Below are 19,100 nucleotides of genomic sequence, written 5' to 3' on the forward strand. Positions count from 1 at the left end.
CGTGCATGACCGATATTCGCACGATCCTGCGCGAGGCCGCCAAGGTGCTCGGCGACCGCCTCGAGGCCGAACTCCTGCTCGCGCACGCACTGGGCGTCGATCGTGCGTGGTTCTTCGCTCACGCGGACGATACGGCGGATGCGGAGGGCATGGCGCGGTTCGACGCGCTCGTGCGTCGACGCGCGGCAGGGGAGCCCATCGCCTATATCACCGGCCGTCGCGATTTCTGGTCGCTATCCCTCGAAGTCACGCCGGCAACGCTCATCCCGCGGCCGGAAACGGAGTTGCTGGTTGAGCTGGCGGTCGCGCGCCTGCCGCAGGGTGGCCGGGTCGTGGACCTGGGCACCGGTAGCGGCGCCATTGCGCTGGCCATCGCGAAGGAACGTCCCGACGCCGACGTCACGGCCGTGGACGCGAGCGAAGCGGCGCTCGCGATCGCGTCACGCAACGCCGTCGCCCTCGGGCTCCAGCGTGTGACCTTCGCTCACGGCGACTGGCTCGCGCCGCTCGAAGGGCAGCGCTTCGACCTGATCGTCAGCAACCCGCCGTACATCGAATCGGACGACCCGCACCTCGCGCAGGGCGACCTGCGTTTCGAGCCAGCCACGGCGCTCGCGTCGGGCGCCGATGGGCTCGACGACATCCGTCGCATCGCCGCCGCCGCGGGCGCGCATCTGGAGCCGGGCGGCTGGCTGCTCCTCGAGCACGGCTGGCAGCAGGGCGAGGCAGTGCGCGCTGTGCTCGTGGCGATGGGGTTCGCCGACGTGTTCACCGCCACCGACCTCGAAGACCGCGACCGGGTCAGTGGCGGTCGATTCGCGAACTAGTTTGCTCAGGCCGTCAGTCAGTACCCGCCGTCGCGATTACTGGCTGAAAATACAGCACTGACTTTACTGGCAGCGCTTCTGCCAACTCAGCGGCGGGTGGGATCGACGAACTCCTGGAGCTTCTGACCCCACGGACTCTCCGCAGGACAGATCATCGTCCCGCGCGAGGATTTGAGGCAGGCGCGAAGCCCAGCGACGATCTGAGCGACTTCCTTTCTCTGAGCATCGGAATAGGTCGCGAAGACATGCAGTCGCATCCGTTTGTCATCGCGCGGCACGATGACGATGTCCAGCCGGGTCTTGCCATCGCGTTTATCCAAAAACACCTGAGCGTCAGCCTCTTTCGATGTGAGCTCGAGTGCGGCTTTTGCCTCGGGTAGTCGAGGCGCATCTCCCAGATATGCCGACAGGATCAACTCGCCAGCACTTCTGAAGCTGTAAATTCCGTAGTCGGCAGGAACCTCGTAGGTCACGGACATGCTTTCTGGAAGTCGAACACATCCGAGGGTCATGTAGACATCACACGGGTAACGCCACCGAGTCATTTGTCCGAGTACAGGGTTAGCGATTCCGAGCGAGACTGCGCACGCAGCGATGGCGGATCGAAGAAGCGATCTTTTCATTTTTCCACACGCTGAGCATTGTCGTCGCTGTTGATGATTGCGCGATATCGACGCACTGTTGCCATCCGAGCGTCGCTGGTCTCCCGATCATTTCAGGTTGTTCGGTCGGGAGAATGGGGATGATAGTGGGCTTCCTCGAACGTCCATGCGTTGTCATTCTCTCCTTCTTCAAGCAACGCATACACGGCATGGACCGCGGTGTCCGATGGGACATCAACGGCATAGAGATGCCTGCCGTCGACGCCGCCTTCTTCGTAGGTGCATCCGAGCGCCTCGAGGCGGGGCCATCGCTTTGCAAAAGCTGATGCCTGGCCATCACCAGTCACGAGCAGACGATACGTGGAATGGCCTCCTCGTCTGACTACGCGGATAAATGTCAGGACACCGGTGTCGACTTCGGCTTCGACGACGTCCCGATAGCTGACCCCGTAGACATAGAAAGGGGAGTTCTCGAGCTCGAATCCCCCGTCGACAGCCTGGCAGTGCATGGTTTCGACCACTTCGTCGCGTGACATGCTTGCTGGGAAGAGAATTTTCATTGCAATCTGACATCCCTGAAGCTGTTGCGGACGTTTCCGCGATGGTCGTGCATGGATTCGTGTCACAACTTACTGTCCTTCCATCTGGGTTGGCGTTCGTAGCCGGGTCGTTGTTGGCATAAGCATATCCGCGTCGTAACTATCATGGGTTCGGAGAATCCCAGTTTGCCGGTTTGCGATTTTCGATGCCGCGAAGAATGACAACGTTCTTCTCCCAGAATCGCCACCATGAACCCTTGAAACGGTATTTCGCGAAAGCGCGCATGGCGGCGAGATTGAAGCCGAAGCTGCCTGACGATCCAGGCGTACTGATGTTCCATGGCGATCCTGACGGGGTGAGCCAGAACTCCACCCGGATACATTCGACGGTTCCTTCAACTGTCGGGAACTCCCCGACGATCTCTTCGATGGCTTCCTTATGAACGATTCTGGCCGCAGTCTCCGCGATCTGTTTCCGAAACTCCTTCTCGCCGCAATTCCCGCTGCTGGCCAGCACCGATTGGCTGGCAATGATCAGTGCGAGGCTAGCGAGGCAGCTTGTTGTATGCATATCTCACCTCACGGGATAGGAGTGCCCCCGTATGTTGTTCGTGCGGGTAGCCCGTAGAACTGCCCGTAAGGATTCTCGACCTTTTTGACGTCCTCGAACTCATCGTTCATCGTTGCGGGCGGTGCTTTGATGCGAATGCTCTGCGTCCGATCGGGGTATGGCTGATTTCAAGCATTATGGCAACGTCGAGCGTCTGATCCCGAGCCTCTGCGGCGAGCTCTGGTGAGTTCATGAATCTTGCTTTGAACTCTGCAAGCCGGAGTGTATACAGGATAAGTAGGCTTCCCCGAACTCCCACGCGACGCCAGTCTCTCCCTCTTCGAGCAATGCATACACGGCGCCCACCGCGGTGCCCGGCGGAACATCGATGGAATAGAGGCGCCTGCCGTAGCTGCCACCTTCTTCGTAGGTACATCCGAGGGCCTCGAGCCGGGGCCACCGCTTGGCAAAAGCCAACGCCTGCTTATCACTAGTCACAAGTAGTCGGTACGTCGAATGGCCCCCTCGTCTGACTACGCGGGTAAATGTCAGGATATCGGTGTCGACTCCGGCTTCGACGACGTCCCGATAGCTGACCCCGTAGACATAGAAAGGGGAGTTCTCGAGCTCGAATCCCCCGTCGACAGCCTGGCAATGCATGGTTTCGACCACTTCACCGCGTGACATGCTTGCCGGGAAGAGAACTTTCATTGCAACCTGACACCCCTGAAGCTGTTGCGGAGGTGTCCGCGATGGACGCACGGCGCAGCCAGGCGCTCGCGGTAACTTGAATATATGAAATCCGGCCCGGGGGCAATGAGATGAGCCAAGAAGCGGTTGATGCCTTCGCGGAAAGGAGCATCAGTCTTTGGTGCGCTACAGGAGGATCGTGCCCGTGACGCGGTGGATCGTTCTCGTCGCCGCTGGCGGTATTGCGGGGTGCTCGCAATACTCGCTCCGGATGGAAGATACTTCGTTCTGCCAAATCGCCGAGCACGCGGCATCATTTGAAGGCCGGAAGGTGAGGTTCCGATCCGAGATCGAGAGCGATGGCTTGCACGGTTCCTATCTCGCAGACAAGGGGTGCGGGAAATCCATCGCGATAGGCACCGCGGATGCGCAAGGCATGAATGCGGTCAATGAGGTCATATACACCGTGGGCGCACCCGGGACGATGAAGAAGTCTGTCAGTGCGATCTGGATAGGACGTATCCGTAACAATGGATCGGCGGTCTTTCTCGACGTAGAGCGCGTGGAAGATGTTTCGTATCGCCTGACGTCGGCATGGCGAAAGTCTGGAGATCCACCGTAGCTTAGAAGTCTCCTGATCATCGGATTCCTCCAGGCGGTGGATATCGATGCCACCGAGCGTAGTGGCTCATATGCGTGCGAGCTGTGCCATCTGGATCCGCGTGAACGGGGCGCCTTCTCCTGGATCCGTTTCGGCTTTCCGGTACTGCTCGTCGTCTCATCCTCCCCGCTCGTTGCTGTTTATCCTCGACGGTCCCGCGAGCGATTAAACGGTCGGCCGAACAGATGTCGATGCGTTGGGAGCGACCGATAATCTCGGGGAGCATCCCCAATTGTTAGTCGGCCTGATCGGCCCCCGCGGGGCGCTGTCTTCCCAGATTGAACGGCATGCACATTGTCTCCGCGAGGCCGAGTAATGAACCCTGATGTCGCGAGCTCTATGGGGCGAGGTCTGGCCTTCGTACCGCGCAGTCATGTGTCGCGTAGGCCCGGGTCTGTCCATACACATTGAATACATCGTCGACGGCGAAATACAAAGTGGCATGAGCGAGTCGCTAGCCCTCGTGGAAGCCAACGTTCTCGCGGATGTTCGCGCGAACGTCGCGGTCACGTCATCCCTCGTTCGCCTGGATGCGCCGGCATCGGTGCAGGTGGGGGAAGCGCTCCTCGTTTATCTGCGCAAAGAGTTCTGAGGCTGGCCTTTCTACTCGCGCTTGACGGGTCCGCGTTCGCTTACGCACCTTCCAGTGGAGCGTCGGCGGGGGCCGATGGTTCAGGGAGGAGGAATGCTCGAACGAACCGTGTCGCCGGACGCGTCGGTCCCGTGACGTTCGCGACGCTCTACTACGCTGGCCTGGCAACGAGCGTCGTGCTGTCCGCGGTGCTGACGGCGGTCTACGCTCGCGCGCCGGTGCCCTGCGGTATCGGCAGTCCTTACGCCGTGCTGCCACTGATGCCCTGGACGCCTCCCACTCGCGCGCTTCGACACCTGAAGGCGGCGATTCAACTTCTGACGCTGCTTTCCACGATCGTGGTGTGTGGGGCGATCTATGTGAGCATTGCCGACGGATCGCGACCCGGCGAATGCGACCTCTGCCTGTTCGATCCGCGAGAGCGTTCTGTGGGCTTCTGGATTCAATGCAGCTTCTTCGTCTTCATTTTTCTTTCGTGGACGTTGGGAGGCATCCTGCTGGAGCGTCTCGGCATTCCCAGGGCGCGTGAAGCGTTCGACACGCGACGCGTGCGAGTGCTCTTGTTCGCGATCGTCTACAGGTGATGCGAATGGTGCGATGGATGGCCATCGGTATGGTGCTGGCAAGCGTCGCAGGGTGCGCAACCTACGCACCGCGATCGGTCGTCGATGTCGGCGACAGGGTGCAGGTCGTCGATGACAAGGCGTCGAAACGATTCGATCTGGTGCTGCGAAACACGTCCGGTAAGGCGTGGTGCATCGAGGAGGATTCATGGCCGAGCAGTCTCGGATACCTCCATTTTCACGAGACGGACGTATGGGTCGACGTCGATGGGCGAAGGTACCCGATCGCATCGCGCAATCTCGGCTATTGTCCCGGCGACTGCGATCTTCGCTTGCCCGCCGGCGAGTCGCTGCGAGGATCCATTCCGTATTCCGAATTCGCATTTCCGGCATCGGTCGAGCAGTCGGAAAAGCATCTGCATCTGTCGATCGGAGCCTTCGTGTGTCGCTGAGCACCCTTGCCATGACGGACCTTCTGGCTAGCGAGCGCCTATACGATCTCCTGGACAGGTGTCGGTGGCGCTACCGCCTACAACCTCATCGAGTCCGCGAACGGCGGTGGCTGGCAACAGGTGGCCTATGGTTCCGGCGGTTCGTGGTCCACGGGAGGGCGGGGCAACGGCACGTATGTTTACCAGGTGCAGGCGTGCAACGCTGGCGGCTGCGGACCGTGGAGCGGACAGGTGGTCGTCGTGGTCGCGTTGCCGCCGACCACGCCGACCGGAGTGTCGGGAGGCCGCACGGGGCCGGGATCCAAGCGGCTGTATGAAATCCATTGGAACGCCGTTGCGACGACGAATTACCAGATCGAGCGAACGATTCCCAGCATCGGAACGGACTATCAGGATGCAGGAACAACACCTTCTTCGACATTCGTCGAGGATAGCGGTGAGGTTGTGGGTCAGATCAGCATGCGGGTGAGGGCGTGTAATCCGAGTGGTTGTTCCGGATGGAGTGGCAATGTTTATGCGAACTTCTGAGCCGTGGAATCTTCCGGTAGCAGACTACGAGGTGCTGGTATGCGATTGAGGAGACTTCGATGATCGAATGGTCCGGGGTTGGACGTCGCTTTTCATTGGCGTCGCGTCTCTATCAATGGTTCACAGCTGGACTCCTGTGCGCCATCTCTGCCAATTCCTTTGCGGGGAAGGGCGTCGACTATTTCTACACTGATCAACAGGGAACCGTTCTTGCTGTAGCCGACGTCGTTGGGGCCGTCACTGAGAGGGTCGACCGGATTCCATATGGCGCCGCAATCGGTGCCGACGCGGCTGGTAACAGCAGTGAGACTTCGAACGGTATCGTTCACTATGGCGCCAACGGTATGCACATTGTTCCTGCGAGGCCAAGCCATGAGCCCTGATGATCCGGCGTACATCATACTCAGCGTATCGCGAGCCCTGTGGGGAGAGATCTGGCCCTCCTATCGTGCCGTCATGTGCCGAGTTCGTAGTAACTCGGCGATAAACATCGAGTACGTCGTCGACGGCGAAATACAAAGCGGCATGCTCGAGTCGGTTTCGTTGGTGGAAACAAGCGTTCTTGCTGACTTCGATGAAAACGTCGAAGTTGCATCAACTCTGCTTCGCCTGGATGCGCCGACACCGGTGCAGGTGGAGAATGCCCTCATTGTCTATTTGCGCAAGGAGTTCTGAGCCTGGATCGCACGTGGAGTGGGGAATGATGTATCGGCGACATGCATGGGTGTTGCTCGTGGCCATGTCGGGGCTACTGAGCACGGCGGCACACGCAGGGGAATGGCATTGGATGAGTCTGTCGTCCGGGATCGACCGGTGGCATACCCGCGAGGGTGCCGCCGACGTGACGATGTCCCAAGGTCGTCTCGACGCAATGCTGCGCGACGGCCAAGAGAGGGCGCCGGCTTACCGCATCGAAGGCAAGATGGTGCATAACCGGATTTCGGCGACGGCGACGTTGGTCGATTCGGATGTCGGGCCCTTCACGCTGACCGGGGAGCACAAGACCGAGCGGGGGGCGAAAGGAGGGGGCCGCGAACCATCGTGCTGACCGATGGCTTCGAGATCGTCGCGCTGACGCGAGAGCTTCCCCCTTAAGCTGCTTCACCCTGGTCGCAACCCGCCGTCTTTCTGCCCGCGCTTGACGGCTCCGCGTGCGTTTACGTACCTTCCCGTGCAGCGTCGGCGGGGGCCGATGGTTCAGGGAAGAGGAATGCTCGAACGAACCGTGTCGCCGGACGCGTCGGTCCCGTGACGTTCGCGACGCTCTACTACGCTGGCCTGGCAACGAGCGTCGTGCTGTCCGCGGTGCTGACGGCGGTCTACGTTCGCGCGACGGCACGGTACAAACGGCCTTATCGCGCGCCGGTACCCTGGGGTATCTGCAGTCCTTACGGCGTGCTGCCACTGATGCCCTGGACGCCTCCCACTCGCGCGCTCCGACACCTGAAGGCGGCGATTCAACTTCTGACGCTGCTTTCCACGATCGTGGTGTGTGGAGCGATCTATGTGAGCATTGCCGACGGATCGCGACCCGGCGAATGCGACCTCTGCCAGTTCGATCCGCGAGAGCGTTCTGCGGGCTTCTGGATTCAGTGCTACCTCTGCGTCTCGGTTTTTATTTTGTCGACGCTGGGAGGCATCCTGCTGGAGCGTCTCGGCATTCCCAGGGCGCGTGAAGCGTTCGACACGCGACCCGTGCGAGTGCTCTTCGATGCCGTGTTTCGCGAGCGACTCGATGCATCGGATGCCGGGTCGCTGCGGCTGAGTGCGCTGCTGCGATGGACGGTATTGTTACTTGCGCTCACGGGCATCGTGGGGTTGTTCGCGATCGTCTACAGGTGATGCGAATGGTGCGATGGATGGCCATCGGTATGGTGCTGGCGAGCGTCGCAGGGTGCGCAACCTACGTGCCGCGATCGGTCGTCGATGTCGGCGACAGGGTGCAGGTCGTCGATGACAAGGCGTAGAGCAGTGCGTCCGGGTGACCAAGTGGAGGAAGGAGATGTGGGCGCGAGACCATCGTGCTGACCGATGGCTTCGAGATCGTTGCGTTGACGAGTGAGCTTTCACCAGTCGTTGCGACACCTTGAGATCCGCCCGCGTTGTCGTCGGCTCCGGTCATCGGGCTTGCTCCTGTGATTGACCGCCGCGGTCGACATGGCCAAAGTCTGGAGATTCACCGTAAGTCCCCTGGAACAGCATCGTCCAGGTGTCCAAGATCGCGCCTCTTCATCGTCCCGCCGCCATGACGCATCGATATATCGAGATACTGCATTCCCGGCTCTGTGACGCAGCCGCGGTTTACGTCCAGCCGGGCGCCGATCGTGAGGCCTATCTGGACGGTTTGGCTGCCACGATTCGAGAGCATTCGTGCGAGCCGTTTCAGGTCAGCGCGGAGGTCACCGCGCCGGGTTTCCCCGACGCGGATATCGGAACGATTCAGTCCGGTTGGTGTGTCGCTCACGACGCCGGTTACTGGCTCGTCTATCAGCCCGAAAGGGATCGCTACTGTTGTTTTTGGGGGACGGACGTAACGGCGCTGGGCGCACCGGGCATCTATGGCGAGCCGTTGTATTGCTGGTCGGCGTGATCCGTTGGGCCCCACCCGAAGGTAGGGTGGGAGCGGCGTGCTGAGGCTTAGCCGGCGCTGGCGACCGGCGAGGCGACGAACTGCGGGAAGCGGGCGCGGATGGCGCTGCGGATCTGGGGCAGGTCGAGGCCGGCCATCGTGAGCACTTCCTCGCGGCTGCCGTGCTCCAGGTACGCGTCGGGCAGGCCGAGGTGCTGGACGGGCAGCGTGATGCCGTGGGCGGCGAGGAGTTCGGCGACCGCCGCGCCGGCACCGCCGGCGACGGCGTTGTCTTCGATCGTGACGAAGGCCTCGTGCGTGCGTGCGAGCTCGAGGATCAACTCCTCGTCGAGCGGCTTCACGAAACGCATGTTGATCAGCGTGGCGTCGACCTCCGCCGCGATGACGGCCGCCGGGGCGAGCATGGTGCCGAACGAGAGGATCGCCAGGCCGTGGTGGCCGCGGCGCCGCACTTCCGCCTTGCCGATGGGATACGTGTCGAGCGTGGTGGACAGCTTCGCGCCCGGGCCGGTACCGCGCGGGTAGCGCACGACGGCCGGGCCGTCGTAGTGGAAGCCCGTGCTGAGCATGGTGCGGCATTCGTTCTCGTCGGCCGGCGCCATGATCACCATGTTGGGCAGGCAACGCATGAACGAGAGATCGAAGCTACCGGCATGCGTGGCACCGTCCGGGCCGACGACGCCGGCGCGATCGACCGCGAAGACGACGTCGAGATTCTGCAGGGCGACGTCGTGAATGGCCTGGTCGTACGCGCGTTGCAGGAACGACGAGTAGATCGCCACCACGGGCTTCGCGCCCTCGACCGCCATGCCCGCGGCGAGCGTCACGGCGTGCTGTTCCGCGATGGCGACGTCGAAATACCGCTGCGGGTATTCCTTCGAGAAGCGGACGAGGCCGGAGCCTTCGCGCATCGCCGGCGTGATGCCGAGCAGGCGCTCGTCGGCGGCCGCCATGTCGCAGAGCCAGTCGCTGAAGATGTCGGTGTACGTCGGCTTGGCCGGCGCGGTCTTCTTCACCAGACCGGCCACGGGGTCGAACGGACCGACGGCGTGGTACTCGATCTGCGCCTTTTCGGCAGGTTCGTAGCCCTTGCCCTTCGTGGTCATCACGTGGAGCAGCTGCGGGCCGGGAAGCGCCTTCACCGTCTCCAGCGCGTTCACCAGCTGGGCCATGTTGTGGCCGTCGATCGGGCCGGTGTAGTGGAAGCCCAGTTCCTCGAACAGCGTGGACGGCACGAACATGCCCTTGGCATGTTCTTCCCAGCGCTTGAAGAAGCGGCCGAAGAAGGACTCGCGTGGCATCGCCTTCTTGGCGCGTTCGCGCCAGGCGTTGAGCGTGCGGCTGGACATCGCGCGCGCCATCATCTTGGTCATCGCGCCGACGTTTTCGCTGATCGACATCCCGTTGTCATTGAGGATCACGAGCATGTTCGGCTCGACGTCGCCGCCGTGGTTCAGCGCCTCGAACGCCATGCCCGCGGTCATCGCGCCGTCGCCGATCACGGCCACGACCTTGCGCGGGTCGCCGCGACGCTGCAGCGCGATGGCCATGCCGAGCGCGGCGGAAATCGAGGTCGACGAGTGACCGACGCCGAAGGTGTCGTACTCGCTTTCCTCGCGACGCGGGAACGGCGCGAGGCCGTCCTTCTTCTTGATCGTGGTGATGCGGTCGCGGCGGCCCGTCAGGATCTTGTGCGGGTAGCACTGGTGACCGACGTCCCAGACCAGGCGATCGCGCGGCGTCTCGAAGACGTGGTGCAGGGCGACGGTCAGCTCGACGACGCCCAGGCCCGCGCCGAAATGCCCGCCCGACGACGCCACCGCCTCGATCAGGTACCGGCGCAGTTCATCGGCGATGGCCGGCAATTCGTCCGTCGGGAAACGGCGGAGATCCTCCGGCGAGTCGATCTGCGCCAGATAAGGGTAGCGGGAGAGGTCGTTCATCCGCCTATTGTTCGCCTAGCGGGGTGGCGGGGCAAGGGACGGGGCGTGAACGGGGGGAGATGCAATGGAGGTGGGGGATGGGAAGTGGGGGCGCAGTTCCGGCGGACGCTCGAGGGGGGGGCGGCGGCGTTCGGCAGGCCGTATCGCCCGCCGGGCGCCTCCGGCCCCCTCGAGCGCTCGTCGGATGGCGCCCCCATTTCCCAACTCCCAACTCCCGGAAGCCCTCAACCCGGCCGCCGGTCCCGCGGCAGGTGGCTGACCAGGAACTCCATCTGGTCCGCGAGGATGTTGCGGTTGGACAGGATCAGGTGCTCGACCCAGCTGGGGCGGTAGGGCACGGCCAGCAGGGGCATGTTCGCCTGCTGCGGGGTGCGGTTGCTCTTGCGCAGGTTGCAGGCCAGGCAGGCGCTGACCACGTTTTCCCACTCGTCGGCGCCCCGCTTGGACAGGGGGACGACGTGGTCGCGGGTCAGTTCGTGGCGCGTGTACTGGTGCCCGCAGTAGAGGCAGATGTGCCGGTCGCGGGCGAAGAGCGCGGTGTTGGTCAGGGCGGGTGCGGGGTCGATCGCGTGCTCGCGGCAGTGCCCCGTGCTGGCGACGATCGGGTGGAGGTCGAGGCTGCTGCGCAGGCCGTTGGCCCGGCTGATGCCGCCGCGCACCGTCACGCAGGGATCGCCCAGGGTCCAGGCCACGACGCCGCGGACATACAGGCAAACGGCGTCCTGCCAGCTGATCCAGTCCAGGATCCGACCCGCCGCGTCCAGGGAAAGCACCCGCGTCGCGTGCAGCGCGGTCACCCTGGGCAGGTCTTCGTGGAGCACTTCCATCGTCATCGGGTCTCGTCCTTCACATATGCGAAAGAGCGTTCCAGCAAGCCGAACTCCGTGCGGACCGGTCGTCCGGTCCAGGGCACAAGGGCCCCTTTGGCCCGAGCATAGCCCATATCCATGGCGGAAAAGAATCTCGCAGGTACGCTTCTTGCGGGGCTTTTCCTGTCACCGGCCGCTGCTATAGTGGGGATTCGCATTCGAAGCCCGGCGGGTTTGGAAGGGGGGCCGGGGTGGCTTCCCAGGTCCGGCGGGTCCATGAGGGTTACACAGTGGCAGAAGTGCTTTTCTACGAGCGTCCGGTTCCCCTGAACCGCACCGCCCACCGCGACCTGCGCCTTAAGGCCGTGAACAACATCCGTTTCGCCGCCGCCGCGCACTCCGTGCCGCTGACCGGCGTCGAATTCGCGCCGGCCGCGCGCGACTTCCCGATCCTCTTCGCGGGCAACTCGATCGAAGAGGCCGGCCCGATGGCCCTGCTCGGTCTTCGCCAGGGCGAGAACCTGCTCGTCGGCGACAACGGTTTCTGGGAGACGGGCGTCTACATCCCGGCCTTCGTGCGCCGCTATCCGTTCGTGCTGGCCGAGAAGCCGGCCGGCTCCGAGGGCGACGATTTCACCGTGTTCCTCGACGAGGCCTATGAAGGCTTCAGCAACGAGGAAGGCGAGCGCCTGTTCAACGAGGACGGCACCGATGCGCCGGCCCTGACCAACGCCGTGAACTTCCTCGGCGAGTTCCAGGACCACGTGTCCCGCACGCAGTGGTTCATGGGCAAGCTGCGCGAGCACGACCTGCTCGAGCCGCGCACGGTCACGCTGCAGAAGGAAGGCAAGGGCATCAACCTCAACGGCCTCTTCGTGATCAACGAAGAGAAGCTGCGCGCCCTCGACGAGAAGACCGCCCACGAGTTCCTGCGCGAAGGCGCGTTCGGCTGGATCTACGCGCACCTCGTGTCGCTGGCCAACATCGACCGCATGGCCGCCCGCCTCGACGAGCGCGAGCGCAAGGAAGAGACGACGGTCAAGTCGTAACTTCCGCCGGTCCGCCGGAAACGAAAAGGCCGCGAGCGATCGCGGCCTTTTTCGTTGGAGCGACGCCGGTGCTCAGCGCACCGGCTTCGCCATGCGCATCAGGTCGGTGTCGAACCCGTAATTGCGGTACAGGCGCTGCGCGTTCTCGTTGCCCGGCAACACCGCGAGGGTGACGAACTGGCAGCGATGTTCCTTCGCCCAGCTGTACGCGTGGTCGAGCAGCACCCTGCCGACGCCCGCGCCCTCGAAGGCCTCCGCCACCGCGATGTCGGAGATGTGGCAGTTGTCGCGATGGGTGAAGAAATCCTTGGTCTTCTGGATGTGCACGAAGCCGACGGCGTCACCGTCTTCGTTCTCGGCCACGAAGATGTAGCTGTTCGATGGCTGCTCGTCGAGGTGTTTGACCAGATCGGCCTCGATGCCCTTGAGGCAGTCGGTCCGCGTTCGCCCGTTGGGCAGCGGAAAGTTGATGAAACGAGGGACGAGGCCAAGGATGAAGTCGTCATCGTCGCTTTCGGCGAGACGGATCAGGAACGTCGAGTCGCTCATCGGGTCGGGCACCGTCTCGGTGGGAAGTCGGGGCGAAACCTTTTTCTACACCCTCGGGGTTTCCGGCGGAAGCCCCGAGGACGATTCTCTGGATCGATGCGACGTGCTCAGAGCACCTCGGGCAGGGTCGCGACGCCGGCTTCGATCGCCGCCTTGTGCACATGGATGCGGGGCAGGATGCGGGTGAAGTAGAACGTGGCGGTGTCACGCTTGGCCTGGCGGCGCTCGGTGGCGAGGCTGCCACCCTCCGCGGCGAGGACGCTGCGGGCCCAGAAATAAGCCAGCGTCACGTAGCCGGAGAAGTACAGGTAATCGACCGCGGCGGCGCCCAGTTCCTCCGGGTTGCCCTGCGCCGTCTGCGCGATCGCCTGCGTGAGGTCGCCCCACGTCTTCGCCGCGACGGCAAGCGGGCCGATGAAGGCGCGGACGCTGTCGTTGGCCTGGTTCGCCTGGCAGAACGCCGAGATCTCGCCGAGGAAATGCTTAAGGCCGGCGCCCTGCAGCTGCATGATCTTGCGGCCGAGCAGGTCGAGCGCCTGGATCTGCGTGGTGCCCTCGTAGAGGGTGATGATGCGGGCGTCGCGAACGTACTGCTCCATGCCGTGCTCGGCGATGTAGCCGTGGCCGCCGAAGATCTGCAGCGCTTCCTTGGTGCACTCCTGCGCGGCTTCGGTGAGCAGGCCCTTGGCGATCGGGATGAGGAACGAGAGCAGCTCGTCCGCCGTCTTGCGCGCGCCGGCATCCGGGTGACGCGCCGCGATGTCGCTCTGCAGGCCCGCGTACACGGCGAGCACCCGGCCGCCCTCGACGAACGCGCGCTGCGTGAGCAGCATGCGGCGGACGTCCGGATGCACGGTGATCGGGTCGGCCGGCTTGTCCGGCGACTTCGCGCCCGACAGCGCGCGCATCTGCAGGCGCTCGCGGGCGTAGGCGAGGCTGCGCTGGAGCGCCCGCTCGGAAACGCCAAGGCCCTGCACGCCGACGCCGAGGCGTGCGGCGTTCATCATGGTGAACATCGCCATCAGGCCCTTGTGCGGCGGGCCGATGAGCCAGCCCTGCGCGTCGTCGAAGTTCATGACGCAGGTGGCCGAGCCCTTGATGCCCATCTTGTGCTCGATGGCGCCGGCGGCGAGCGAGTTGCGCTCGCCCGCCTTGCCGTCGCGGTCCACGCGGAACTTCGGCACCACCAGCATGGAGATGCCGCGGCTGCCGGCCGGTGCGTCGGGCAAGCGTGCGAGCACGAGATGCACGATGTTGTCGGCGAAGTCGTGCTCGCCGGCGGAGATGAAGATCTTGGTGCCGGTGACACGGTAGCTGCCGTCGTCGTTGGGTTCGGCGCGCGTCTTCAGCAGGCCCAGGTCGGAGCCGGCCTGCGGCTCGGTGAGGCACATGGTGCCCGTCCACTGGCCGTCCACGAGGCGCTTGAGGAAGACCTGCTTCTGCCAGTCGTCGCCGTGGTGCTCGATCGCGTCGATAGCGCCATGTGACAGCAGGGGATAGATGCCCCAGGCGAGGTTGGCGGAGTCGATCATCTCCTTCGCGAGCACGCCGACCGTGGCCGGCAGGCCCTGGCCGCCCGACGCTTCGCTGGCGGTGAGTCCCGTCCAGCCGCCGTCGGCGTACTGGCGATAGGCCTCCCGGAAGCCCTTCGGCGTGGTCACCGAGGCGGTCGCCTTGTCGTAGTGGCAGCCCTCGGCGTCGCCGGACGCGTTGAGGGGCGACAGTACCTGCTCGGTGAAACGCGCGGCTTCCTCGATCACGGCATCGATCAACTCGCGGTTGTGCGCTTCGCCGCCATCGAGGCCGGTCAGCACGGCCTCGGCGCCGAGTACGTCGTAGAGCGCGAAGCGCATGTCGTCGAGCGGGGCTTTGTACGTCATGGAATGTCCTGGGCTGGCGCGGATGTGGCGGATCAGGGCGAGCGGTAGGTGTCGGGAATGCCGGGCACCGGCGAGAGCCAGTTCTTGCCCTGCACGGGGAAGGAACGCGATTCCTTCTCTTTCTCCGGCGTGGCGCTGATGCGGCCGTCGATGGCGTAGGGCAGGGCGCCGGAGCTGCCCTTGGCGGCGAGTTCCGCCAGCGCCTTCGACATCTCGGGCGTGGGCAGCAGGTCGATGGTCGCGACGTCGGCCGCGAAGGACGGGATGTCCTGGTCGACCCGGGCGTCGAGCAGCACGCCGCCCAGATCGCCGACGCGCAGCGTGCCCTGGAAGGTTTCGAACGACATGCCGCCGTAGCTGTTGTTGCGGATGCGCAGGGTCACGTGCCAGACGCCGCCCGGTTTCGCGGTGACTTCCTGCAGCGAGACGGCCGGCGGGAACACGCTTTTCTTCGGCGGGCCGCACGCGGCGAGCAGGGCGACGCCGGCGATCAGCGCGGCGCGAACGAGGGGGTGTCGGATGATCGGAGTCATTCCCTTAGGCTTCCGGCGTGGTCGAACGGTCGTTCGATGGTAGCGCCGGGTGGACCGCCAGTGCGAGGGACACGTTTGAAACGCGGTTCCCAAGCGGCGGCCGAGCAGGCATCATCGAAGATTGTCCCCTTCGATCACCGGAAACCATGTCCCGACGCATCGCCGCACGACGTTCGCCCATCCACGGAAATGGCGTGTTCGCCACCGCACCGATCAAGGCCGGTGAGGAGATCGTCGAGTACAAGGGCGATCGCATCACCCACGCACAGGCCGACAAGCGCTACGGCGACGGCGGCGAGACGGGCCACACGTTCCTGTTCACGCTCAACGAGAAATACATCGTCGACGGCAACAGCAACGGCAACACCGCGCGCTGGATCAACCACGGGTGCGAGCCGAACTGCCAGGCGCTGATCGAGGAAGCCGTCGAAGGCAAGCCGTCGAAGCACGATCGCGTGATCATCGAGGCGATCCGCGACATCGCCCCGGGCGAGGAACTCACCTACGACTACGGCATCACGCTGGACATGCCGCACACCGCGCGCCTGAAGAAGATCTGGGCCTGCCTGTGCGGTTCGCCCAATTGCATCGGCACGATGCTGAAGCCGAAGAAGAAGGGCGCGTAAGGTTCGTTCACGTTTGCCCATGGTGTGCCGACGGCGACGCGACGCGACGGTCATGCGTCGGGGTCGATCCTGTGGGGACCTTTCCTCCCCACGGAGATCCCCATGGCAGACAAACGACTCGACGGGCGCCGCATCGCGGTGCTGGCTACCGATGGCTTCGAACAGGTCGAGCTGACCGAACCGAAGCGCCTGCTGGAAGAAGCGGGCGCGACGGTCGACGTGATCGCTCCGGGCGACGCCCAGCGCATCAAGGGTTGGGACGTGAAGGACTGGGGCGAGGAAGTTCCGGTGGATGTCCAGCTCGACAAGGCCGACGCCGGCCGTTATGACGCCCTGGTTCTGCCGGGTGGCGTCATCAATCCCGACAACCTTCGTACCGACGAGAAGGCGCTCGCCTTCGTGAAGACCTTCGCGCAGGCGAACAAGCCGGTGGCGGCGATCTGCCATGGGCCTTGGACCCTGATCAATGCCGGGCTCGTCAAGGGCAAGAAGGTCACGTCGTGGCCGTCGCTGAAGCAGGACCTGACCAACGCGGGCGCGAACTGGGAAGACAGCGAGGTGGTGAAGGACGGCAACTTCATCACGAGCCGCAAGCCGGACGACATCCCGGCGTTCACCAACGCGCTGATCGACACGCTGGCGGCGTGATCGCGGCAAGGCCGGGCGGCTTGCGCCGCCCGGATCGCCGATACGATCGGCTCCCACCGTCACCCCAGTTGTCCTCCGCCCGTTTCCAGCCTTGCCTCATGCCGGTGGGAGCCGATCGCATCGGCGATCCCGCGGCAGCGGGTCCGATCGCCTCAGCCATCCTCCCTCCGTTTCCAGCACGATTGCCTCATGCCGGTGGGAGCCGATCGTATCGGCGATTCCCGCAGCAGCGGGCCCGATCGCCTCAGTCCTCTTCCACCTTCGGCTTCCACGCCTCGGCCAGCTTCTTCTGCACGCCGGGCGGCACCGTGTCGTAGTGACTGAACGCCATCGCGTAGCGCCCCTGTCCGCCCGTCATGGCCTTCAGCTGCGTCGGGTAGTCGACGAGTTCCGCGAGCGGCACACGCGCCTTGATCAGCGTCTCCCCGCCACGTAGCGAATCGGTGCCCATGATCTGCGCGCGTTTCGACGCCAGGCCGCCGGTGACGTCGCCGACGTGCTGATCGGCGATCGATACCTCCAGGTCGACGATGGGTTCGAGCACCTGCGGCCTTGCACGCGAAACCGCGTCGAGGAACGCCTTCCTCCCCGCGCTGATGAAGGCCACCTCCTTGGAATCGACCGGATGGTGCTTGCCGTCGTAAACGACCACGCGAACGTCCTGGATCGGGTAGCCGGCGATCGCGCCCGCGTCGAGCGCCTGCCGCACGCCTTTCTCGATCGCCGGCATGAATTGCCCGGGTATCACTCCACCTTTGGTTTCGTCGTCGAAGACGAAACCCGCACCGCGCTCCAGCGGCTCCACGCGCAGGAACACTTCGCCGAACTGGCCCGCGCCGCCGGTCTGCTTCTTGTGCCGGTGATGACCCTCGGCGCCGGCGCCCACCGTCTCGCGGTACGCGATGCGCGGCGTATGCGTGACCACGTCCACGTCGTAACGCGCCTTCATGCGTTCGAGCATCAGCTTCAGGTGCAGGTCGGACAGCCCGCGTACGACCGTCTCGTTGAGTTCCTTGTGGTGCTCGACGCGGAAGCAGGGATCCTCTTCCGCGAGCTTGCCCAGTGCCTGCGAGAGTTTCTGTTCCTGCCCCTTGTGCGCCGGCTCCACGGCGAGGCCATACATCGGCGCCGGATACGCGGCGGGCTCGAGGTGGATGCGTCCTTCGTCGGCGGCATCGTGCAGCACGGCGTCGAAATGGATGTCCTCGATCTTCGCCACGGCGGCGATGTCGCCCGGAAGGGCCTCGTCCACCTCGACGTGTTCGCGTCCCTTCAGCCGGAACAGGTGCGCGACCTTGAACGGCTTGCGGCCGTCGTCGACGAGCAGCTGGGCATCCTTGCGTACCGTGCCCTGCCAGACGCGGAAGACGCCCAGCTTGCCGACGAAAGGATCGTTGACGATCTTGAAGACGTCGGCGACGACGTGGCCGCTTTCGTCGGCGGCGATCGGGAACGGCGCACCCGAGGCGTCGCGGAACGGCGGCGGATTGGTTTCCTTCGGACAGGGCAGGATGCGCTCGACGAGTTCCAGCAGTTCGTCGACGCCGATGCCGTCGCGCGCGGCGGTGAACACGATGGGCACGAGGTGTCCGTCGCGCAGGCAGTGTTCGAGCGCGTCGCGCACTTCCGCCGCGGAGAGCGACGATTCGCCCGCGTCGAGGTAGTGCTCCATCACCTCGTCGTCGATCTCCACCACCTGGTCGATGATGCGCTGGTGCGCCTCGCCGGGCGACGAGAAATCCGTATCGCCCGCGGTCTGGAAGAAGGCGTCGCGTACCGCGTGCCCCTTCGACGCCGGCAGGTTGAGCGGGAGGCACTCGCTGCCGAATTCGTCGCGCAGCGCGTCGACGAGCCCGGGCAGATCGACGCCCTCGGCATCGATGCGGTTGACGATGAGGATGCGCGCGAGCCCGCGTTCCTTCGCGTGCGCCATCATGCTGCGCGTGCCGTGCTCGATGCCGTTGGCGGCGTTCACCACGATGGCGACGGTGTCGGCGGCGGCGAGCGCGGCGAGTGCCGGTCCGCGGAAGTCCGCGTAGCCGGGCGTGTCGAGGAGATGGATGCGGTAGCCGTTGCGTTCGATCGAGGCGATGGAGGCGTCGATCGAATGACCGCGCGCCTTTTCCATGGGATCGGTGTCGGAGACGGTGCTGCCGCGCTCGACGCTGCCGACGGCGGTGAGCGCGCCTCCGGCATGGAGCATGGCTTCGAACAGGGTGGTCTTTCCGGCGCCGGCATGGCCGGCGAGAGCGAGACTGCGGATGCGTTCCGTGGATGGCGACACGATGCGACCCTCCTTCAGTGAAGGGGACGCGTGGCGATTGCGGCGTCATGATCGGCGTCGCCCTCTCGCACACCTCCCCGGCGTCGCGATGGCGGGCCGTCACGGTCGTCCGGTGGCCTGGACGGTCATGGCGGTGGTTCGGGCGGGTGCCCGCTCCAAGCCTTCTCCTTCCCGGCGCCGGAATC

The 19,100-nt window shown here is 64.4% G+C and carries 24 protein-coding genes; 14 read left to right on the forward strand and 10 right to left on the reverse strand.

The window, feature by feature from the left end:
• Window positions 1-5 precede the first annotated feature (5 nt).
• Window positions 6-827 (forward strand): peptide chain release factor N(5)-glutamine methyltransferase, encoded by an 822-nt coding sequence (prmC, locus tag BMY69_RS17760; protein ID WP_090180781.1) that lies wholly within the window; start codon window positions 6-8, stop codon window positions 825-827.
• A gap of 86 nt (window positions 828-913) precedes the next feature.
• On the opposite strand, the gene BMY69_RS17765 is transcribed toward prmC, so the two are convergent.
• From BMY69_RS17765 to BMY69_RS17775, 4 genes are all read right to left on the reverse strand, one after another.
• The gene (locus BMY69_RS17765) at window positions 914-1,300 is read right to left on the reverse strand and encodes a hypothetical protein (RefSeq protein ID WP_143070515.1); all 387 of its coding nucleotides are present in this window, start codon (window positions 1,298-1,300) and stop codon (window positions 914-916) included.
• Window positions 1,301-1,542: 242 nt separating this feature from the next.
• Window positions 1,543-1,989 carry a DUF4265 domain-containing protein gene (locus BMY69_RS17770; RefSeq protein ID WP_090180785.1) on the reverse strand — a complete coding sequence of 149 codons (447 nt, stop codon included), beginning with the start codon at window positions 1,987-1,989 and terminating at the stop codon, window positions 1,543-1,545.
• Between the two features lie 142 nt (window positions 1,990-2,131).
• Complete coding sequence (locus BMY69_RS19450; protein WP_143070516.1) at window positions 2,132-2,539, reverse strand: energy transducer TonB family protein; 408 nt, start codon at window positions 2,537-2,539, stop codon at window positions 2,132-2,134.
• Between the two features lie 228 nt (window positions 2,540-2,767).
• Complete coding sequence (locus BMY69_RS17775) at window positions 2,768-3,229, reverse strand: DUF4265 domain-containing protein (RefSeq protein ID WP_090180787.1); 462 nt, start codon at window positions 3,227-3,229, stop codon at window positions 2,768-2,770.
• A 184-nt stretch (window positions 3,230-3,413) separates the two neighbouring features.
• Between BMY69_RS17775 and BMY69_RS17780 the strand changes: the two genes are divergently transcribed.
• From BMY69_RS17780 to BMY69_RS17810, 10 genes are all read left to right on the forward strand, one after another.
• Window positions 3,414-3,830 (forward strand): hypothetical protein, encoded by a 417-nt coding sequence (locus BMY69_RS17780; protein WP_143070517.1) that lies wholly within the window; start codon window positions 3,414-3,416, stop codon window positions 3,828-3,830.
• Window positions 3,831-4,311: 481 nt separating this feature from the next.
• Entirely contained in the window at window positions 4,312-4,461 is a 150-nt protein-coding gene (locus BMY69_RS19710; RefSeq protein ID WP_177191212.1) for a hypothetical protein, read from the forward strand.
• 131 nt (window positions 4,462-4,592) lie between these two features.
• On the forward strand, window positions 4,593-5,045 hold the full coding sequence (locus BMY69_RS17785; RefSeq protein ID WP_090180793.1) for a hypothetical protein: 453 nt from the start codon (window positions 4,593-4,595) through the stop codon (window positions 5,043-5,045).
• A gap of 17 nt (window positions 5,046-5,062) precedes the next feature.
• Window positions 5,063-5,476: a hypothetical protein gene (locus tag BMY69_RS17790; protein WP_143070518.1), complete on the forward strand. Its 414-nt coding sequence runs from the start codon at window positions 5,063-5,065 to the stop codon at window positions 5,474-5,476.
• Between the two features lie 231 nt (window positions 5,477-5,707).
• Window positions 5,708-6,004: a hypothetical protein gene (locus tag BMY69_RS19455; protein WP_143070519.1), complete on the forward strand. Its 297-nt coding sequence runs from the start codon at window positions 5,708-5,710 to the stop codon at window positions 6,002-6,004.
• A 59-nt stretch (window positions 6,005-6,063) separates the two neighbouring features.
• A complete protein-coding gene (locus BMY69_RS19460) occupies window positions 6,064-6,387 on the forward strand; it encodes a polymorphic toxin type 50 domain-containing protein (RefSeq protein ID WP_143070520.1) in 324 nt (107 codons plus the stop codon).
• The gene (locus BMY69_RS17795; RefSeq protein WP_090180798.1) at window positions 6,377-6,679 is read left to right on the forward strand and encodes a MafI2 family immunity protein; all 303 of its coding nucleotides are present in this window, start codon (window positions 6,377-6,379) and stop codon (window positions 6,677-6,679) included. The genes BMY69_RS19460 and BMY69_RS17795 overlap by 11 nt, the downstream gene beginning before the upstream one ends.
• A 112-nt stretch (window positions 6,680-6,791) precedes the next feature.
• The gene (locus BMY69_RS17800) at window positions 6,792-7,052 is read left to right on the forward strand and encodes a hypothetical protein (protein WP_143070521.1); all 261 of its coding nucleotides are present in this window, start codon (window positions 6,792-6,794) and stop codon (window positions 7,050-7,052) included.
• Window positions 7,053-7,252: 200 nt separating this feature from the next.
• Window positions 7,253-7,846 (forward strand): hypothetical protein, encoded by a 594-nt coding sequence (locus BMY69_RS17805; protein ID WP_090180804.1) that lies wholly within the window; start codon window positions 7,253-7,255, stop codon window positions 7,844-7,846.
• Window positions 7,847-8,213: 367 nt separating this feature from the next.
• Window positions 8,214-8,594, forward strand: a complete 381-nt coding sequence (locus BMY69_RS17810; protein WP_143070522.1) for a hypothetical protein — start codon at window positions 8,214-8,216, stop codon at window positions 8,592-8,594.
• A gap of 47 nt (window positions 8,595-8,641) precedes the next feature.
• On the opposite strand, the gene dxs is transcribed toward BMY69_RS17810, so the two are convergent.
• Both dxs and BMY69_RS17820 read right to left on the reverse strand, forming a co-directional pair.
• Entirely contained in the window at window positions 8,642-10,537 is a 1,896-nt protein-coding gene (gene dxs, locus BMY69_RS17815) for a 1-deoxy-D-xylulose-5-phosphate synthase (RefSeq protein WP_090180809.1), read from the reverse strand.
• A 224-nt stretch (window positions 10,538-10,761) separates the two neighbouring features.
• Window positions 10,762-11,370: an HNH endonuclease gene (locus BMY69_RS17820; protein WP_254779197.1), complete on the reverse strand. Its 609-nt coding sequence runs from the start codon at window positions 11,368-11,370 to the stop codon at window positions 10,762-10,764.
• A 266-nt stretch (window positions 11,371-11,636) separates the two neighbouring features.
• Between BMY69_RS17820 and BMY69_RS17825 the strand changes: the two genes are divergently transcribed.
• Complete coding sequence (locus tag BMY69_RS17825; RefSeq protein WP_090055147.1) at window positions 11,637-12,395, forward strand: SapC family protein; 759 nt, start codon at window positions 11,637-11,639, stop codon at window positions 12,393-12,395.
• A 72-nt stretch (window positions 12,396-12,467) separates the two neighbouring features.
• On the opposite strand, the gene BMY69_RS17830 is transcribed toward BMY69_RS17825, so the two are convergent.
• The 3 genes from BMY69_RS17830 to BMY69_RS17840 all read right to left on the reverse strand — a co-directional run bounded on the left by BMY69_RS17830 (window position 12,468) and on the right by BMY69_RS17840 (window position 15,357).
• Entirely contained in the window at window positions 12,468-12,944 is a 477-nt protein-coding gene (locus BMY69_RS17830; protein WP_090180815.1) for a GNAT family N-acetyltransferase, read from the reverse strand.
• A gap of 107 nt (window positions 12,945-13,051) precedes the next feature.
• Complete coding sequence (locus BMY69_RS17835; RefSeq protein WP_090180819.1) at window positions 13,052-14,824, reverse strand: acyl-CoA dehydrogenase C-terminal domain-containing protein; 1,773 nt, start codon at window positions 14,822-14,824, stop codon at window positions 13,052-13,054.
• Between the two features lie 32 nt (window positions 14,825-14,856).
• Entirely contained in the window at window positions 14,857-15,357 is a 501-nt protein-coding gene (locus tag BMY69_RS17840) for a hypothetical protein (protein ID WP_090055142.1), read from the reverse strand.
• A 146-nt stretch (window positions 15,358-15,503) separates the two neighbouring features.
• Here BMY69_RS17840 and BMY69_RS17845 point away from each other — a divergent pair, with 146 nt between their 5' ends.
• Both BMY69_RS17845 and BMY69_RS17850 read left to right on the forward strand, forming a co-directional pair.
• Entirely contained in the window at window positions 15,504-15,983 is a 480-nt protein-coding gene (locus BMY69_RS17845) for an SET domain-containing protein (protein WP_090055141.1), read from the forward strand.
• Between the two features lie 102 nt (window positions 15,984-16,085).
• Window positions 16,086-16,631 (forward strand): type 1 glutamine amidotransferase domain-containing protein, encoded by a 546-nt coding sequence (locus BMY69_RS17850; protein WP_090180822.1) that lies wholly within the window; start codon window positions 16,086-16,088, stop codon window positions 16,629-16,631.
• 244 nt (window positions 16,632-16,875) lie between these two features.
• Here BMY69_RS17850 and fusA read toward each other — a convergent pair whose 3' ends face one another.
• Window positions 16,876-18,915, reverse strand: a complete 2,040-nt coding sequence (gene fusA, locus BMY69_RS17855) for an elongation factor G (RefSeq protein WP_090180825.1) — start codon at window positions 18,913-18,915, stop codon at window positions 16,876-16,878.
• Between the last annotated feature and the right edge of the window lie 185 nt (window positions 18,916-19,100).

The sequence above is a fragment of the Luteibacter sp. UNC138MFCol5.1 genome, from assembly GCF_900110505.1.
In the GTDB taxonomy this organism is placed as follows: domain Bacteria; phylum Pseudomonadota; class Gammaproteobacteria; order Xanthomonadales; family Rhodanobacteraceae; genus Luteibacter.

Excerpts from the sequence above, each read along its gene's own strand:
- BMY69_RS17845 (WP_090055141.1), top strand. The coding sequence starts at position 15,504 with ATGTCCCGACGCATCGCCGCACGACGTTCGCCCATCCACGGAAATGGC.
- BMY69_RS17840 (WP_090055142.1), bottom strand. The coding sequence starts at position 15,357 with ATGACTCCGATCATCCGACACCCCCTCGTTCGCGCCGCGCTGATCGCC.
- BMY69_RS17795 (WP_090180798.1), top strand. The coding sequence starts at position 6,377 with ATGAGCCCTGATGATCCGGCGTACATCATACTCAGCGTATCGCGAGCC.
- BMY69_RS17850 (WP_090180822.1), top strand. The coding sequence starts at position 16,086 with ATGGCAGACAAACGACTCGACGGGCGCCGCATCGCGGTGCTGGCTACC.
- BMY69_RS17835 (WP_090180819.1), bottom strand. The coding sequence starts at position 14,824 with ATGACGTACAAAGCCCCGCTCGACGACATGCGCTTCGCGCTCTACGAC.
- BMY69_RS17830 (WP_090180815.1), bottom strand. The coding sequence starts at position 12,944 with ATGAGCGACTCGACGTTCCTGATCCGTCTCGCCGAAAGCGACGATGAC.
- BMY69_RS19710 (WP_177191212.1), top strand. The coding sequence starts at position 4,312 with ATGAGCGAGTCGCTAGCCCTCGTGGAAGCCAACGTTCTCGCGGATGTT.
- BMY69_RS17800 (WP_143070521.1), top strand. The coding sequence starts at position 6,792 with ATGAGTCTGTCGTCCGGGATCGACCGGTGGCATACCCGCGAGGGTGCC.
- BMY69_RS17775 (WP_090180787.1), bottom strand. The coding sequence starts at position 3,229 with ATGAAAGTTCTCTTCCCGGCAAGCATGTCACGCGGTGAAGTGGTCGAA.
- dxs (WP_090180809.1), bottom strand. The coding sequence starts at position 10,537 with ATGAACGACCTCTCCCGCTACCCTTATCTGGCGCAGATCGACTCGCCG.
- BMY69_RS19460 (WP_143070520.1), top strand. The coding sequence starts at position 6,064 with ATGATCGAATGGTCCGGGGTTGGACGTCGCTTTTCATTGGCGTCGCGT.
- BMY69_RS17820 (WP_254779197.1), bottom strand. The coding sequence starts at position 11,370 with ATGACGATGGAAGTGCTCCACGAAGACCTGCCCAGGGTGACCGCGCTG.
- prmC (WP_090180781.1), top strand. The coding sequence starts at position 6 with ATGACCGATATTCGCACGATCCTGCGCGAGGCCGCCAAGGTGCTCGGC.
- BMY69_RS17770 (WP_090180785.1), bottom strand. The coding sequence starts at position 1,989 with ATGAAAATTCTCTTCCCAGCAAGCATGTCACGCGACGAAGTGGTCGAA.
- BMY69_RS17790 (WP_143070518.1), top strand. The coding sequence starts at position 5,063 with ATGGCCATCGGTATGGTGCTGGCAAGCGTCGCAGGGTGCGCAACCTAC.
- BMY69_RS19450 (WP_143070516.1), bottom strand. The coding sequence starts at position 2,539 with ATGCATACAACAAGCTGCCTCGCTAGCCTCGCACTGATCATTGCCAGC.